Source organism: Rothia sp. 27098_8_27, assembly GCF_041432805.1.
Classification (GTDB): domain Bacteria; phylum Actinomycetota; class Actinomycetes; order Actinomycetales; family Micrococcaceae; genus Rothia; species Rothia mucilaginosa.
In genome coordinates, this window is record NZ_JAPWAJ010000007.1 from 111,477 (window position 1) to 127,220 (window position 15,744).

14 protein-coding genes and 1 tRNA gene are annotated in these 15,744 nt (G+C 61.5%); 8 read left to right on the forward strand and 7 right to left on the reverse strand.

Going from position 1 to position 15,744, the window contains the following annotated elements:
• Positions 1-84 precede the first annotated feature (84 nt).
• The 6 genes from O3675_RS08305 to O3675_RS08330 all read right to left on the reverse strand — a co-directional run bounded on the left by O3675_RS08305 (position 85) and on the right by O3675_RS08330 (position 5,072).
• Positions 85-1,593 carry an ABC transporter permease gene (locus O3675_RS08305; RefSeq protein WP_371571977.1) on the reverse strand — a complete coding sequence of 503 codons (1,509 nt, stop codon included), beginning with the start codon at positions 1,591-1,593 and terminating at the stop codon, positions 85-87.
• A 294-nt stretch (positions 1,594-1,887) separates the two neighbouring features.
• Complete coding sequence (locus tag O3675_RS08310) at positions 1,888-2,481, reverse strand: multidrug DMT transporter permease (RefSeq protein WP_044141787.1); 594 nt, start codon at positions 2,479-2,481, stop codon at positions 1,888-1,890.
• Positions 2,482-2,591: 110 nt separating this feature from the next.
• Positions 2,592-3,395, reverse strand: a complete 804-nt coding sequence (locus O3675_RS08315) for an organic solvent tolerance protein OstA (RefSeq protein ID WP_371571979.1) — start codon at positions 3,393-3,395, stop codon at positions 2,592-2,594.
• Between the two features lie 192 nt (positions 3,396-3,587).
• Positions 3,588-4,319 carry a hypothetical protein gene (locus O3675_RS08320; protein ID WP_049354016.1) on the reverse strand — a complete coding sequence of 244 codons (732 nt, stop codon included), beginning with the start codon at positions 4,317-4,319 and terminating at the stop codon, positions 3,588-3,590.
• Between the two features lies 1 nt (position 4,320).
• Positions 4,321-4,830 carry an asparaginase domain-containing protein gene (locus O3675_RS08325; RefSeq protein ID WP_082245195.1) on the reverse strand — a complete coding sequence of 170 codons (510 nt, stop codon included), beginning with the start codon at positions 4,828-4,830 and terminating at the stop codon, positions 4,321-4,323.
• 169 nt (positions 4,831-4,999) lie between these two features.
• Positions 5,000-5,072 (reverse strand) — tRNA-Lys (locus tag O3675_RS08330).
• A gap of 87 nt (positions 5,073-5,159) precedes the next feature.
• On the opposite strand from O3675_RS08330, the gene O3675_RS08335 reads away from it, so the two are divergent.
• From O3675_RS08335 to O3675_RS08360, 6 genes are all read left to right on the forward strand, one after another.
• Positions 5,160-5,933 carry a histone acetyltransferase gene (locus O3675_RS08335; RefSeq protein WP_371571982.1) on the forward strand — a complete coding sequence of 258 codons (774 nt, stop codon included), beginning with the start codon at positions 5,160-5,162 and terminating at the stop codon, positions 5,931-5,933.
• A gap of 418 nt (positions 5,934-6,351) precedes the next feature.
• On the forward strand, positions 6,352-6,969 hold the full coding sequence (locus O3675_RS08340; protein ID WP_005504391.1) for a hypothetical protein: 618 nt from the start codon (positions 6,352-6,354) through the stop codon (positions 6,967-6,969).
• Positions 6,969-8,003 (forward strand): anion permease, encoded by a 1,035-nt coding sequence (locus tag O3675_RS08345; protein ID WP_371571984.1) that lies wholly within the window; start codon positions 6,969-6,971, stop codon positions 8,001-8,003. The genes O3675_RS08340 and O3675_RS08345 overlap by 1 nt, the downstream gene beginning before the upstream one ends.
• Positions 8,004-8,145: 142 nt before the next feature.
• Complete coding sequence (locus O3675_RS08350; protein ID WP_371571986.1) at positions 8,146-9,243, forward strand: glycosyltransferase family 2 protein; 1,098 nt, start codon at positions 8,146-8,148, stop codon at positions 9,241-9,243.
• Between the two features lie 2 nt (positions 9,244-9,245).
• Positions 9,246-10,985, forward strand: coding sequence for a polysaccharide pyruvyl transferase family protein (locus tag O3675_RS08355; protein ID WP_371571988.1), 1,740 nt, complete (start codon positions 9,246-9,248; stop codon positions 10,983-10,985).
• A 160-nt stretch (positions 10,986-11,145) separates the two neighbouring features.
• Entirely contained in the window at positions 11,146-12,474 is a 1,329-nt protein-coding gene (locus tag O3675_RS08360; RefSeq protein WP_049357406.1) for an aromatic acid exporter family protein, read from the forward strand.
• 121 nt (positions 12,475-12,595) lie between these two features.
• Here the strand turns inward: O3675_RS08360 and radA are convergent, their stop codons facing one another.
• On the reverse strand, positions 12,596-14,029 hold the full coding sequence (gene radA, locus O3675_RS08365; RefSeq protein ID WP_371571990.1) for a DNA repair protein RadA: 1,434 nt from the start codon (positions 14,027-14,029) through the stop codon (positions 12,596-12,598).
• 208 nt (positions 14,030-14,237) lie between these two features.
• Between radA and disA the strand changes: the two genes are divergently transcribed.
• The gene (gene disA / locus O3675_RS08370; RefSeq protein WP_049337760.1) at positions 14,238-15,314 is read left to right on the forward strand and encodes a DNA integrity scanning diadenylate cyclase DisA; all 1,077 of its coding nucleotides are present in this window, start codon (positions 14,238-14,240) and stop codon (positions 15,312-15,314) included.
• Between the two features lie 93 nt (positions 15,315-15,407).
• A complete protein-coding gene (locus O3675_RS08375; RefSeq protein ID WP_060824234.1) occupies positions 15,408-15,632 on the forward strand; it encodes a hypothetical protein in 225 nt (74 codons plus the stop codon).
• The last annotated feature ends 112 nt before the right edge of the window (positions 15,633-15,744 follow it).

The window sequence follows — 15,744 nt, forward strand, 5'->3', positions numbered from 1 at the left end:
TTCTGCTCTTCGCGCCCCGCCCCGCACGCTATAGCGCAGGGCGGGTGCAGAAGAGAGTTTCCCCATGAGGAGGGGCATCTTGCCCTAGTTGAGGCGGTAGCCTTCTTCGGTGTACACGGAAGTATCCTTATAGCCGCGCTGTTCGCTGCGGGAGTTCCTCCGCGCATCCGTGCGGCGGGTTGTCTTGTACTGCTGCGCGGCCGCTTCTTCAGCCCGTCGGTTAGCTTCCTTCTCTTCCCAACGCGTCTGCTCTTCTTCTAGGTGAGCACGCGTTTCTGCGTCCTGATGCACAACAATCCAACCGTCACCAGCGTTCACCTGTTCACGTGCGTTCAAGCGCGCCAACCGCGCAGCAGCCACGTACATCCTGGTAGAACGGCTAAGGAGCAACACAACAATCAGGGTGGAGAGGAGCGTAATCAAGGTGTCGGCAACATTCCTAGACAGCACGTATGTAGCGTATTGCTGAGAACTCCATGTCTGCGTGCCATCCATCAACCGGGAAAGATAGCCCGTCGTGAGGAAGGTGTTCACAAAATCTATCAGGCCCTTGATAGCAATGAAGGCAAAGCCGATGAAGATTACGACATACGCCCAGGTGCGGCCCCGCCAAAGCCGCCAGAGAACAAACATCGGTATGGCATGGACAACGAGAATAAACAACGTCTCAGAGAGAATATATCCAGCCCATAAACCAACGTCGTCAAGCGAGCGCTCATAAATCATGCTTTGGAAGATGCCGTGAGATGCTTCCACAACCATCAGGGCAATAAAGCAGCGCACGACGCCACGTAGCGCCTTCGGCCGCGGCGGGAGCACCACCTTAGGCGCGGCAGGCGCGGTAGATCCAGCAGTAGCCTTCTCATCCCCGTGTGCTTGCTCGTGGAGCTTACCCGCCTCACCAGTGGAGGCGCCACCAAGATTAGGCTTCACACCCGCCTTCTGGGCGCGCTGAACCTGCTGTATCTCATCCAGCAGGCGGTTCTTCTCCACCGGATCATTCGAGAGCGCATAATCGGCAGAAAGCTCACGCAACAGCTGCTCGGTAGAGTCCTTGACCGGGCCTTCTTCTTTCTCAAGCTGATGAAGAACATCCTCACGAGTCAGCTCTTCTTCATCCTCAGCACCCGACATGCTTTCCTCGATGGCCCACATCTGTTTCCGAATTACCGCACGGCTCGGAACCATACCCACGGCAGGGCGAGTCAGAAGAAACATCAGAACAGCGCTACCCGCCATAATGACCGCAACCAGAGCCTGCGTCACGATAGACGAAGCGGCGGCAGGATGCGAAGCCGGATCCAGAGCAGTAAACGCAGGGAAAAGTACCTGAGCCATACCGAAAACACCGGCGAAAGAAAGCACGCCGCTCACACAGCACAGCAGCAGGTACAGCATCGTCAGGCGGCGCGGATTAATGTACCCGTCTTTGACCCACCCCAGAACAATCCAGAGGAACGGCACCACCACGATGGCGTCAGACAGAACCTTCGGCAGGGCATAACTAAGGAACGAGCCGATGTTCACACTACGACCCGCAGTAACAAGAATCTGGTACGCATCCAGGAGGAAATACACCAGAATGAGCGTCATACCGATGGAATAGGCTTTACCGAGAATCTTCAGTCCCCGGTTAAATTCCTGTTCCCTATCGCCAACTATGCCAAGGTTTCTTTTCGCCTCTTCAAACGCCGCCCGCTCATCATATGTGCGCTTGACGGCGCCGGGGCTAGTCTGCGATGAGGATTCGTGCGCAGGTTCGGAAGTAGGGTGCACGAGTCATCCTAACTGTGGTTGGTGAATAGTGGTTGGGTGAATAAAATTATCGGTGAGCCGCAGACCCGGGCCCCGCAGGACCTGCAGGATCCGCGGCAAGAATCTATGAGGCTAAATCAGGTAATCCTCGCTGCGGCGCAAACGCCAATCACGGCGCGCCTGCATGTACGAACGCGACTGACGCGACCACACCAACGCCAACGCTACCACGCACACCAGCATGTACGGGCCAGCAATATACACCGGAGTGTACAGCGGCGAAGCGCTACTGAGCAGCAACTCAACATCCTGGCTCGGCGCACCATTCAACGTGCCCAGAAGAGCCGCCACAGTCAGCATAATCAGCAAAGAAGCCAAAACGCCCAACGCCAACGCCACCGACAGCACCAGCGCCGCCCAACGGTAGCCACGCAGGTACGCCACCGTGCAGAAAGCATGCAGGGTCACGTTACCGAACGCGCTGACCAGCAAGAACATCACCGGGTAGTACGCCTGCGCCTCCACCAGCGACTGGGCGCGCCAGGTCGAAAAATGCGACAAATGGGTAGTCGCATAGGAGACGCCGGTGTACGCAATCAGCGCCAGCCAGCCCACAGCAATAACAAGCAGAACCCAACCCGCCACAGACACGAGAGTGGGGGTGGCGGGCTTCGTAGGATGCGTGGTGTTCGGAGCGGATGGCGGAGAGGACTCGACGGCGGACATAGCTGAATCTTTCGGATATCGGCTGATAGTGTGCGGAAAACGTATGAGCGAGTGTGTGATGTGAGTGTGGGCGGCGGCGCGGCGTTCGTCTACCGCGCCGCCTCAAAACTTTAGGCAGAAGTGGACGGATCAACCGTCGCAGAAATACTTTCAGGTAGCAACGGAGAATCTGCCCGATTCGCCATCGCAATTCGCAAGTTGTTGAAGCGGTAAATGGTCAGCAACGATAAACCGACCTCGCTCAACCAGATCAAGCCCAAGACAACAAGTATCAGCAGGGGGTCAAGCCCCATCGAAACCCCAGCCCAGTCGAGCATCAGCAGCAGGAACGTAATCGGTGAAAGCACCAGCCCCACGGCAACATACCCAATCAGGGAGCATATAGCCCAAACGCTATATACGGAGGCATCCGCCGAGTCTTTGGGCGGGCGCATCAGCGGCCACATCTGAACCACCAGGTAAAGCGCCGCCACAAAACCAAAGCAAATCGCCAACGGCTGCGTGTACTGGGAGATAATGAGGCCTTCAACCAGAGTCAAAATACACAGGATAACCGCGCGGACCAGCAGGTTCTTCTTGAGCTTCTGCTTGCGCTCCTTCACCTCATCAGCGGTGTAAGTGCGCAGAAAAGCGGGCAACTGACCCTGCCCCGGGAACGGCGGTAGAGGACCCGTCGGATGCGTACGCACCACAATCGGCGGGTTCGTACCGTCCTGAATGATGACGGTAGAAGTCGCCGAAATAACCGGATGCGAACCAGTCACCACCGGCGGCACGTTCAGCGGAACAGACACCTCCGGCGTGGCAGGAGTCGCGTGGCGGATAGGCGCCTGATAGCGAGTCTGCACACTGATATCTTCATCCGGGTGTTCTGCGGATGAAGCAGCATCTGTGTTCAGATGTGTAGCGCCCATGGGTGACCTCCTGACAGGTGCTGGTCGTGTTTCTGTCTCTACCGTATCACGCGTACTTTAAGGGAATCTGAGCAGTGGCTGGGCATCACTGAGAGCGTGTCACACCGCCGCTTATCGCCCCGTCAACACCCCGTCAGGCATCACCCGGCAAAGGTGCGGATGCGCAGGAAAATCCCTGCCCGTCGGTGCGCGTTAGCTCTGCTCCGCAGCACGCGAAGCCTCAGCGGGCTCCTCAGTATTCGGAGCCTCGGTATTCGGCTCTGCGGGATTCGGTTCCTCTGCCTTCTGCTCTTCTGCTTTCTGCTCTTCTGCGCTCTGCTGCTCCGATGATTGTTGCTTCTGCCGCGTCAAACGCAAGCTCCTACGAACCGCCAAACTATAGAACAGCGAGAACAGAACCTCCAATGCGAACGACGCCATGACCGTCAGCAGGCTCACCGTATAGACCACGCCCACACGGTCCAGCAGCGTCTGCGGGCCCTGCACCGTCACAAGCGCATAGGCAAAGAACGCCGTCATAATCGCCGCCGCAACCCCGGACGCCGCATTCGCCAGCAATACCAACTTCACCGAACGGTTCGCCCGGTAAATCATGGCAACCCACATATGCATCACCAGATAGACCAGCGGCACCGCACCAATCGGGAAAAGCGTGACGCGAATGAAGTAATAAACAGTAATCAGCGAGGGTACGACCAGCAGCAGCACACGCACCAGGTACAGGTTCTTAGCCGGCAGCGGGTAATCACTGGTGACATTCCAGAACTCATCAGCCTGCTGCTCCAGCTCATCCATAGCCTGCAGCTGCATAAGCTGCGCCTGCGACATATGCTCCTGCGGCACAAGATCCGAGGAGCCCTCAACCGGCGCAAGCTCAGCGGCAGAAACCGGTTCACCCCGCCGCATACGAGCGGAATCAGCCATCCTAGCCCTCAAAAATGCCGCGCGAACGGTCCTTACGCACGCTCTCAGCAGGGAAAATACGACCGCTCATGCTGATGTACACACCCGGCTCCAGCAGGTTCAGGGCGGCAATAGCGGCACCCAGGTTGAAGCCTGCATCCGAACGAGCCATCACGGCGGGCTGCATCGCACCGGTCAGCACCACGACCTTATTGCCCAGGTCGGCGTGCTCCACCAGGTAGCGGGCGGTCTCCGGCATGGTGTCGGTGCCGTGGGTGATGAGTACCTGGTCGTTAGTGACAGCGTTCAGCGCCTCGGTCAGCTCGGCACGATCCTCATCGGTCATGTCCAGGCTGTCCTTGCCAATCAGCGGGCGAATATCAAAACGGATATCAGTAATCACGCGGTCCAGCAGGTCCTTAGCGGCAGGCTCACCAATATCCATGGTGCCCGCCACCGAATAGAACTTATCGATCGTGCCGCCAGTGGCAAGAATCGTGATCTCTTCGGGGTTCTTAATGGTGACGCTCACGGGTTTCCTCATCTTTTCGGATCAACGTACACAAATCAAAAACTGCCAGGCCAACCCGGCAGGACACGCCCCACCACACGGAATCAACACGGGGTAAAACCCCGCACACGAGGGTGAAGACGCAAAAACCCGCCGACCCCCGCAAAGCGGGAGGCGACGGGTCGGCTAGTGCGCCCTGTGGGGCTCGAACCCACGACCTGCGGATTAAAAGTCCGTAGCTCTACCGACTGAGCTAAAGGCGCTCCTATCCACACAAAACTGAAAGTGTGCAGATAGAAATACTATACACTACCGGCCCCCAGCCAATGAACGGTACACTGGGAAATCCTATGTCTACACCCGCATCATCAACCGGCGCCTCCGGGCGCACCCGACACCGCACCCACCACCGCCCCGTCCTCTACTCCGCCGAGAAATTTGAACGTCACGAAGGCGGCATGGACCCCGCCGCACGCGAAGAGGCGGCACACGCCTCCGCACGCATCCTGCTGATGCGCGGACGCGGCACCGACGAGCAGATGACCGAACGACTCGTCAGCTTCACCGACGACTACGGTATTGAGATGCTCGCCGAACTCTGGTCGCACGCGAGCGCCCACTCCCTGCCGGGTGCGCTGTGGCGCATGTACTGGCTGCGGGATGTGGTGCATCGTTCGCCGCGCGGGGTGAGCCGCGCTTTTGAGCTGGGCATGGCGGAGGATTACCGTTCGCACGTGGTGGCGGGTGTTCCCGACCCGCCGAGTGCCGACGAGGTGGTCCGCACGATTGATGAGATTCTGGCGGGCCTGTACACCGGCGATATGGACATTGCGGTGGAACGTTGCGCCGCGTTTGCGCACGTGGTGGCGTTGGGTATCCGCACCGATTATGCGCGCTCTGCCGGGCAGGATGGTGCGGTTCCGGGCAGCCACGAGGTGAAGCGTGAGGCGGTGGAGCGTCGTGCTCGTCTGCCGCGTCAGGCTCGGCAGATGGAGCAGATTGCGCACGATTTGGAGGCGGTCGCCGCCCAGCTGCGCGCCGTTGAGGCTGGTCAGCAGGCTAACGGGGCTTTGGAGGCTGATTCTGCGCAGGAAAAATCACAGACCAACCTCGAAGCATTTTAGTCTTCTGCAACGTTTGAGCGCCTAAAAATGCGGGTTCGTGCCGCGAATTGGCACAGGTTCCACATTGGGTCGCAAAGGCGTGAAAAGCCTGTTTCTAATTGACTCTGCGCCGGGTGCGGGTGGATAATAATTACAAGATGTCGGGTTGCTAATAGGTAGCCCCGGGCTCCAAATCTTTAGCCGCTTCGAGCGGCCTTCCGCCGAGAGGCGCTCCCAACCCGACATCCCTAAACGTTCCGGTGGGGGTCGAGAAATCGACCCCCACCGTTTTTTGTTTAAAACCCTCATGCGCAACCGCGAACAGGGCGGCGCTATAACATTTACTGGTCGTTGCAGTGACGTTTGCAGGTCGGGCGCTCGTGAGATGCGCGCGGGCTATGCGCACCCGCAGCCCCCAATACTGGTTAGACTGGGAACTATGCTGCACCGACTTTTCCCCCACGCCAACGAATCCCTCGCCTCCCTCGCTGAAATTTCAGCGCAGGTCGGTGAGGCGGCGGCATTGCTCTCTGAAATGGTCGGCTCCCCCGTCGCGGAGTACCCCGAACTCTTCGAACGCATGCTCACCCACGAGGCGGACTCCACGAACCTGCTGTTCCGCACCCTCACCGAGGTGCGCAGCTCCTTCTCCCCGCCGATTCCGCGTGAAGACCTGTACACGCTGGCACGCAAGCTCACCAACGCCGTTGAGAAGCTCACCAGCGCCGCACACGTGCTGTCCCTGCACAGCATTGACGGCTTCGCCACGCACATCACCTCAATCCTGGACATCATTCAGCGTCAGGCGGTGCTGACCGCCGCCGTCATCCCCAAACTCGCCGATATTCGCGGCCTCGACAACTACTGGATGGACATGCTGCGCATCTCCCGCCAGGCACTGCGCACCGCCGAAGAATACGACGCGTACATTGCCGAACGCTACACCCCCGAACGGTACCGCCGCTACGCCACCTTCCTGGCGCAGCTGACCGCCGCCTCCAACGCTATGCGTGATGTGTCCGCCGAGATCGGCCGCATTATCGTTCAGGAATCCTAATGCTCCTGGGTCTTCTAGCCTGTTGCGCCTTCATTGCCGCGGTCTACGTGACCGGTGTGCACGACGCCTCAAACGCCGTCGCTGTTCCGGTGCGTACCCGCGCCCTTGGCGAGCGCTCCGCCCTGTACCTTGCCGCGCTCTTCAACGTGCTTGGTGTGGTCGGTGCGTTCCTGCTGCTCGGTGAGTATTCCGCCTCGTGGGTGAGTGCTCCGGAAGGCACCACCGGCCTGAACGGCATTGTTGCGGCACTACTGGTCTGCGCTATTTGGGGTGTGCTCACTTGGGTTTCGAGGATTCCGTCTTCCTCGACCCACGCGCTGGTGGGTGCCCTTGCCGGCGTGAGCTGGTGGACCCAAACAAGGATCGACAGCGCCGCTGAAGGCTTCGGTTCGCTCGCCTTCCTGCCGCATATTTTTGGGGCGACCCTGCTGCCGCTCTTCTACCTACCGCCGCTCATTTTTCTGCTGTCCTGGCTGATGGTGGTGCCGTTCTACCGGCTGGTGGTCGGTCACAACCCGCGCCTGGTGAATCAGCACGCCCGCGAGGTGCTGGCGGTCTCTGCCTCCGCAATTTCGCTGCTACACGGTCTGCAGACCGGCTACCTATACCTGCTACTGTGGGCGCTGCTGAGCGAACGCATCATCGACCCGGCGCTGATTCAGTCCCTCACCCGAGGCGGGATGCTGCTGGGCACCATCATCATTGCCCTCAGCCTGGGTGCCGGTACGCTGACCGGTGGCCGCCGCATCGGCTACACCTTCGCCTACAAGATGGTGCGCCTAGACCCGTTCCGTGGTGCGGTCGCTCAGGGTACCACCGCTGTGGTGCAGGTAATCGGCTACTTCCTGCTGCAGGTGCCGTTCTCCTCCTCGCACCTGGCGACTGCATCGGCGCTCGGCGCGGGAGTGAACCAGCGTTTTAACGCGTTGAAATCCAGGATTGTTCTGCAGATTCTTCTGGTGTGGCTGGTAACCATTCCGGCGTGCTTTGTGCTCGGTGTGCTGGCGATGGTGGCGCTACAGTCCATCAGCTAGTTTTTAGGGGCGGCGCATGCCCCTGTGTGCACGCTGTTGCGGTGTGGACGGGCGGCGGGTTGAGTCTGAACAGTGCACACCTTCATAATGGGTTGAGTTCCTGGGCTGGCACGGGCCCATTCACCCTCGACTGATTGTGGTTATGTCTTCCCCTACCGTAGCTATTCTGGTCCGCACGAAGGGCCGCCCCCGCTTCTTGAGCCGCGCGCTGGAGAATATTGCGCAGCAGACCTTCACCGACTACACGGTCTGCGTGATTAACGACGGAGGCGACGAGCAGGCAACCCGCGCCGTCATTGAGGCTTCTCCACTGGGTTTGCTGGGTTCTAACGCGCACGATTCCAGCCGCGTGCAGCTGCTGACCACCGCCGGCGGCAACATGGAGGCGGCATCCAACGCCGGTTTGGCGGCGACCGCCTCCGAATACGTGGCGATTCACGATGACGACGACCTGTGGGCACCCGAGTTCCTGGAGCGCACCGTCGCGGCGCTGGAAGAGAGCGGCGCGCTCATGTGCACCACCCGCATTGTGGAGCGGTACGAACGCGAAAACGCCGACGGCGAGTTCGAGGTGTACGAGGAACGTATTTTCCACGACGGCCTACCCAGCGTAGGTTTGCAGTTCCTCTTCCGCACGAACCGTGCCGTGCCGATCGGTATTCTCTACCGCCGCAGCCTACACGAGCTGGTCGGTTTCTACGATGAGTCCCTGCCGGTGGTCGGCGACTGGGAGTTCAACATGCGTGCCGCCTCCGTTGCGGATATTCTGCTGGTGGATGCACCGCTAGCGTACTGGTCGCTACGCCCCGACGCGGAGGGTGCCGAGGCGAATAGCGTGAAACGTCAGGCTGATCATGCCCGCTTCGATTCGCTGGTGCGTGCCCGCGCTATCCGTGAGGATCTACAGGCGGGTGCCCGACCCGGTGCGTACCTGTATCAGGCGCATTTGGCGGCTGACCTGGAGCGCCGCGTGATTGACGGGCACGATCTGACCCGCGAATCCCTGGATATTCTGCGCTCTATTGAGAGCCGCCTGGAACGTATCGAGGCCCGTCAGCAGTCTATTGAGAACCGCCAGCAGGCTATTGAGGAGCGTCTGCGGGTTCTCAAGCACCTGCGCACCCCGGGCCGCGCGCTGCGTTCCTTGGCGAAGCGTTCCCTCAGCCAGCGTTCCCTGGTTCGTCGCGGTGCTGAGGTTGAGCCGGCTGAGGCTGGGTCGGCAGATCAGAAGGGCGCATAGCCATGACAGAGAACAACCATTCTTCTACAGCACTGCCCGTTACTGAAGCACCGCGCGTGCTCGTCATTGGCGATATCGGCCAGCACACCTACCACGTAGGCGACGAAGCCATGACCATTGCGAGCGCTCAGGCGCTTTCCGAAGGCGGCGCGGCGGTCACTCTCATGACCCGCGATGTGGACCATTCGGCGCGCTATATTGGCGCAGCGGTAAATCATGAAGCGGTGAATCATGAGGCGGCACAGCATGAGGCGGGCGCACCCTACGAGTACCTGCCGTTTTTCCTCTTCCCCTGGGCGCCGGCTGAACGCGAGCTGACCCTCGCGGCGCTCGAGTGCGTCCTGACGGAGCTGCACGCCGACCGGGAGCGACCCTCCGTTACCGAGCTGGTGGCGTTGCCGCAGGTGCAGGCGCTGCCGGAGGTGCTGCATCCGCTGGCGCAGACCGTTGAGCGCATGGTGGAGTTCGCGGACTCTATTGCAGCTATGGACGCAGTTGTGGTCTCCGGCGGCGGCAACCTCAACTCCCGCTACGGCTGGCTGCTCTACGAACGCGCCGCCGCGGTGAGTGCCGCCGAACATGCGGGCGTGCCCGTGTACGTGACCGGCCAGTCCCTGGGCCCGGTGCTCAATCCTGAGGATGCGCAGGTTCTGGAGCGTATGCTGCGCACCGCCCGTTCGGTGACGGTGCGCGAACATTCTTCCCTCGCCTGGTGCCGTGAGCGGGGTATTGACGCGCGCCTGAGCGTGGACGATGCCACCGACTACCTGCCGGCTTCCCCCGCGCGTACCCTGCACTATGCGGAAGGCGTTTCCGCAGGTCAGGCACTGGATGAGCTGCCCGAACGCTACGTGTGCGTGACCGTCAACGAGTGCACCGAACAGCAGGCGCAGCAGATTGCGCATCTGCTCGATAACATGTGGCGCGAGCACGGCTACGTCCCCGTGTTCCTGAGCCATTTTGGCGACCCGCAGAACCCCGAAAGCGGCGATATTCAGACGCACCAGCGCATCGCCGAGCAGCTCAGCCCCTCCACCCCGGCGACCCTGCTGCCGATTCTGCACGCCGACCAGAGCGTCACCGTGCACCGGGCGGCGGCGTTCACGCTGACCAGCCGCTACCACCCGGCGGTGTTCTCTGCGGCGGCGGGTATTCCCGTGCTCGCCCTCGTGCCGGACGCCTTCACGCAGATGCGCGTGGGCGGTGCCCTGCGTCAGTACGGGCTGGGCGAGTTCACCCTGCCGCTGGGTATGCTCGCCGGTGGTGTTCCCGAGCTGATGGTTGCCGCCGCCCTGCGGCACGCGGCGGTGGCATCGGATGCACGCCGCACCGAGCTGCTGGAGGTGCTGCGCACCGAGCGTGCCTACCTGCTCGCGCAGATTCTTGGCTCTGGGAAATGTGCGGCCCCCGCGCCTTTCCCCGCCGTGGAGCAAACCCCGGCTCTCCCCGAGCCGCTGGGCGCAACCGTCCGCGCCGCACGCGATCTCTTTACCGAAACCTCCCTCACCGCGGGTTTCGAGTGGGCGATGTCTGACCGGGCGCACTCCTGGGATGCTGAGCACCGTCGGCAGCTCGAACGTGCCTGCGCAATCGGCGGCGGGTACAGCGCGCGCGGTGTTCACGGGGCACACGGCGCCGAAGAAACGCATCCTGTCACCGTTGAGCCTGAGTCATCTTCTGAGGCGCCCGCCGAGACGAAGCCGGGCCTGCTGGCGAGGGTGGCGCGCCGCCTCCGCGGCTAGGTTGCGTAACGGGGGCCAGGCTACGTAACGGGGCTAGAGCAGCGGTTTTGGAGCTAGGTTTCCTCGGAAAACGCGACTCCAGAGCGGGTAGGGGGCGCGGGGTCTCTCACACTTGCGCCCAACACTGCCCTAGCCTCTTGTGCACCGCACACGCGCCGGTATGATGGTGCTCATGGCACGCTTCGCAGAGATTCTACGCACTACTGAACAGAACACCCGGCAGTTCATTCATGAGGGTATTCACCGAGTCCGAGCAGACTTCTTTCAGTCTGTGCAGATTGTTGCGGCGTCTATGGGCGCTTGGCTTTTCGCTGAGCACATCCTGGGCCACCAGGAACCCATTTTCGCGCCGGTTGCCGCCCTCGTATCTCTCGGCTATGTAAGCGGTGCTAAGCATTCCCGCCGAATCCTTGAGGTGTCCTTCGGCGTGACCCTCGGCATTCTCATTGGCGACCTTCTGCTGATTCTGCTCGGTCACGGCACCTGGCAGGCGGCAGTGGTGCTTTTCTTGACCGTGATTATTGCCCGATTTATTGATAAGGGCATTATTTTTACGATTCAGCTCAGCTTCCAGGCCTGTTTCACGTTGCTGCTGCCCGTACCTGACGATGCGTTCACCCGCAGTTTCGACGGTATCGTTGGTGGCGCCTTTGCGTTTCTCGCCATGTACCTGATGCCGCGCGACCCGCGTAAGAACCCGCGTGCCCGCGCGCAGGCTCTCATGGATGCGTTCGCGAAGGTTTTCCAGCTTTCCTCCGAGGCAATCCGCTACTACGACTACAACAAGGCGTACCAGAGCCTGCTTGATGCACGCGCCCTGCAACCGCTGTATGATGCGTGCCGAGGCGATCTAATCACCGCGCAGGGTATGAATGAGCTGTCCTGGAATAGCCGCAAGAGCAAGGGCGAGCTGGCGCGCATGGCAAAGACCCTAGCCGCGGTGGATTTGGCAATCCGTAACGACCGTGTGCTCAACCGCCGCATGGCGTCCACGATTCACCACGTGCAGCTACGCACTGCCGCGCAGCTCTCGCTCAGTGACGCGCTGACCGAGCTGTCGGTGGCGGCGCAGAGCCTCGGCTTGGGCATGTCTGCCCCGACGGAGGGCGAACGCGAGCACTACATGATGGAGGCACGCGAGCGCATGATTAAGCTTGCCGGCACCCTCGAGCCGCGCACGATGGGTGTGGCAACCTTTGAGGGCGAGTCACTCGTGCTGATGCTCCGCCTGATTGTGGTGGACTTTATGGAGGCAACCGGTATGTCCCACAAGGACGCCGTGGCGGTTCTGGTGCCCCTGGGTGAGGCGGTCACGAAGCACGCACCGCGTACCTCGGCAATCCCGATTGTTGACGCTGACATGGATGACTCCATGGTGGTTGACGACGTGACCGATAGCGCGGTGAACACCCACCGCACGAACAAGCTCAACACCCGCTCGATCAACATCATGTTGCACGAGAACGAGGAGGAGAGCCGCTCCTCCTAGCGGGGTTCTAGCGGGGTCAGTGGCAACCGTCAAGACACAGCGGAGGGGGCCTCCCGGCCGGCATTCACGCCAGCCGGGAGCCCCCTCCTCCGCTATCTCTATGCTGTTGATGCGCGGGCGGCTACTTCTGCGGGAAGAGCAGCGCGAGCGCCTCCCCCAGGGTAGTTACCTCACGCACGGTCACGCCCTCGGGCACGTCCCCCACGCCGGTCGGGGAGGCGGGCACCAGCACGTGCGTGAAGCCCAGGCGGCCCACCTCCGCAATGCGCTGGCGGATGCCCGGCACGGCGCGCACCTCACCCGCCAGGCCGACCTCACCGAAGACCGCAAGCTTGCGCGGTAGCGGCTTATTCTGCGCCGCCGAGGCAAGCGCCATGACGCACGCCAGGTCGGCAGCGGGCTCGGCAATTTTTGCACCGCCCACCGTGGAGACGTAGCAGTCGAGCTTGCCCACGTTCAGCCCGGCGCGGCGTTGTAGCACCGCCAACAGCATCTGGATACGCGCCGAATCCAGGCCCGAAACGGTACGGCGCGGGGCGGGTGCCACCGCCTGATCCAGCAGTGCCTGCACCTCCGCGATCAGGGGTCGGCGGCCCTCCATCGTGACGGTCACGCAGGTGCCCGCCACCGGGTGCGGGGTACTGGAGACGAACATGCCAGAGGGGTCCAGCACCGGCGCGATGCCGTCCTCGTGCATGTCGAAGCAGCCCACCTCATCGGTGGGTCCGAAGCGGTTCTTAATCGCGCGGAGCATGCGGATATTCGAGTGCTTATCGCCCTCGAACTGGCAGACCACATCCACCAGGTGCTCAAGCAGGCGCGGGCCCGCGATGGTGCCTTCCTTAGTCACGTGGCCCACGAGCAGGGTGCACATATTGCGTTCCTTCGCGGCGGCAATCACGGAGGCGGCAACCTCACGCACCTGGGTCACGCCGCCGGCGCTACCCTCAACTTCCGCGGAGGCTAGGGTCTGCACGGAGTCAATGACCAGCAGGGAGGGGTTGATCTGCTCAATATGCGCTAGGGCGGTGCCGAGGTCGGTTTCGCTGGTCAGGTAGAGGGTTTCCGCGATGGCGCGGATGCGGTCGGCGCGGAGCTTGACCTGCGCGGCGGATTCCTCGCCGGTAATGTACAGGACCGGGCGCGGCGGCTGGGGCGCGATATTCTGCGCCCCCTGCTGCCCCGCACTCCCGGCGGTGCCGCGCGCGAAGGTGGCGGCAACATCCAGCAGCAGGGTGGATTTGCCCACGCCGGGTTCGCCCGCCATGAGGATGACCGCGCCGGGTACGAGTCCGCCGCCGAGCACGCGATCAAATTCGGGGTTTCCGGTGCTCATGTAGGCGGCTACGCGCGAGTCGACTTCTGCGATGGGCTGGGCGGGTTTCTGCACGCTGGATGCGGCGCGGGTGCGCGCACGGGTGCCCCCGGCGGCTTCTTCGACGGTGCCCCAGGTCTGGCATTCGCCGCAGCGGCCTACCCATTTGGCGGTGGTCCAGCCGCATTCGGTGCAGCGGTAGGCGGGTGCGATTTTGGTGTTTTTCGTGCGCGCGGTCATGGGTCTATTTTAGGGTCTGGGGCGATATGGTGCGCGGTGTTTGGTCACGGCGAAATGGGGTACCGCAGAACGCATTTTTACCCTTAAATGCAGATAGTTTCACCTCGTGCACTCCTGTATAAATATCGAGAATATACGTTCGCTTTTGAGGCACTTTAGCCCGCCGTTCCGCCCCTGACCTGGCTCAATAACCACCCTTACAGGTACAATGTTTTTTGTGCAGATGAATTATAGTGACCTATTGCTTAAAACTATCGCCCGAATCGCCCCCGGCACCGAGCTCCGCGAGGGCCTGGAACGCATCATGCGTGGCCGTACGGGCGCACTCATCGTACTCGGATCCGACCGCACCGTATCCTCCCTGTCTTCGGGCGGTTTCAACATCGACACCGAGTTCTCGGCAACCCGCCTGCGCGAGCTGGCGAAGATGGATGGCGCTATCATCTGCGACCGCGACGCCACCCGCCTATTGCACGCCGGCGTGCAGCTCATGCCGGACGCCTCCATTGAGACGAACGAGTCCGGCACCCGCCACCGCACCGCCGAACGCACCGCGATTCAGACCGGCTTCCCGGTGATTTCGGTGAGCGCGTCGATGTCCGTGATTTCGGTGTACGTTGACGGCACCCGCTACATGGTTGAGGACAGCCAGTACCTGATGGCCCGCGCAAACCAGGCGATTCAGACCCTTGAAAGCTATAAGAAGCGTCTGCGTTCGGTGCTCTCCAGCCTGTCTGCCCTGGAGATTGAATCGAACGTTTCCCTGGGTGATGTGGCGATGACCCTGCAGCGCATGGAGATGGTGAACCGCATTATCCGCGAGGTCAGCCACTACGTGCTGGAGCTCGGCGTACACGGCCGCCTGATTGCCCTGCAGCTGGAGGAGCTGCGCGCCCCCGAGATGACCGCTAGCGACCTGATTCTGCGCGATTACCTGCCCGAAGTGAACGACGAGCTGATTACCGCTGGCGTTGAGGCACTTCAGAACCTGGACGATATGGCTATCGTGGATCTGCGCACGATTGCCCGCACTGTCGGCTTTGGCGAGAACCCCGACCTGGAGTTCCCCCTGCAGCCTCGCGGTTTCCGTCTGCTCGCCGGTATTCCGAGCATCCCGAACGCTATTTCTGAGCGTCTGGTGGAGCGCTTCGGTAGCCTGCAGGCTCTCATGGCGGCATCCCTTGAGGACCTGCGTGCCGTGGACGGTGTGGGTGAGGCTCGCGCCCGCACGGTGCGTGAGCAGCTGTCCCGCATGGCGGAGAGCAGTTTGGAGAAGTACCTCTAGGGAACTGATTATCCACCCCTCAAAACTAGTTTTACGATATGATGCAGTGACAGCGGAGTTTTCTCCGCACCTTGACACCCCAAGGAGGTCACAATGTCGTACTCACGCACCAAGCGCCCCGTCCCGTTCTTCGTGTGGGCGTCCCCCATCCTGTTCCTGATCTACCTGCCGCTGCTGTGGTTCAAGGTCATCCCCAATTCTTTTGAGGTGACCGACCTGTCCACCCTGCTGTTGGCGGCACTGCAGTGGACTGCTTTCGGTAGCCTGCTCGGGTACCTGGGCGAGCGCCGCTTCGCCAAGCCCCGCGCTTCCAAATAGCGCCACGCAATAGACCTATACAAAAAGCCCCCGTGCCGGAGAATATTGAACTGCACCCCGAAACTTGGACGCATTTAATAGTAGCCGCTACGCGGCCTCCTGCAGGGCCTGA

Bases quoted from the DNA above. Each gene is read 5' to 3' on its own strand.
- O3675_RS08375 (WP_060824234.1), top strand. From the start codon at position 15,408: ATGTCGTACTCACGCACCAAGCGCCCCGTCCCGTTCTTCGTGTGGGCG.
- O3675_RS08305 (WP_371571977.1), bottom strand. From the start codon at position 1,593: ATGACGCTCATTCTGGTGTATTTCCTCCTGGATGCGTACCAGATTCTT.
- O3675_RS08355 (WP_371571988.1), top strand. From the start codon at position 9,246: ATGACAGAGAACAACCATTCTTCTACAGCACTGCCCGTTACTGAAGCA.
- O3675_RS08360 (WP_049357406.1), top strand. From the start codon at position 11,146: ATGATGGTGCTCATGGCACGCTTCGCAGAGATTCTACGCACTACTGAA.
- O3675_RS08350 (WP_371571986.1), top strand. From the start codon at position 8,146: ATGTCTTCCCCTACCGTAGCTATTCTGGTCCGCACGAAGGGCCGCCCC.
- O3675_RS08315 (WP_371571979.1), bottom strand. From the start codon at position 3,395: ATGGGCGCTACACATCTGAACACAGATGCTGCTTCATCCGCAGAACAC.
- O3675_RS08345 (WP_371571984.1), top strand. From the start codon at position 6,969: ATGCTCCTGGGTCTTCTAGCCTGTTGCGCCTTCATTGCCGCGGTCTAC.
- O3675_RS08310 (WP_044141787.1), bottom strand. From the start codon at position 2,481: ATGTCCGCCGTCGAGTCCTCTCCGCCATCCGCTCCGAACACCACGCAT.
- radA (WP_371571990.1), bottom strand. From the start codon at position 14,029: ATGACCGCGCGCACGAAAAACACCAAAATCGCACCCGCCTACCGCTGC.
- O3675_RS08340 (WP_005504391.1), top strand. From the start codon at position 6,352: ATGCTGCACCGACTTTTCCCCCACGCCAACGAATCCCTCGCCTCCCTC.
- O3675_RS08335 (WP_371571982.1), top strand. From the start codon at position 5,160: ATGTCTACACCCGCATCATCAACCGGCGCCTCCGGGCGCACCCGACAC.
- O3675_RS08320 (WP_049354016.1), bottom strand. From the start codon at position 4,319: ATGGCTGATTCCGCTCGTATGCGGCGGGGTGAACCGGTTTCTGCCGCT.
- disA (WP_049337760.1), top strand. From the start codon at position 14,238: ATGTTTTTTGTGCAGATGAATTATAGTGACCTATTGCTTAAAACTATC.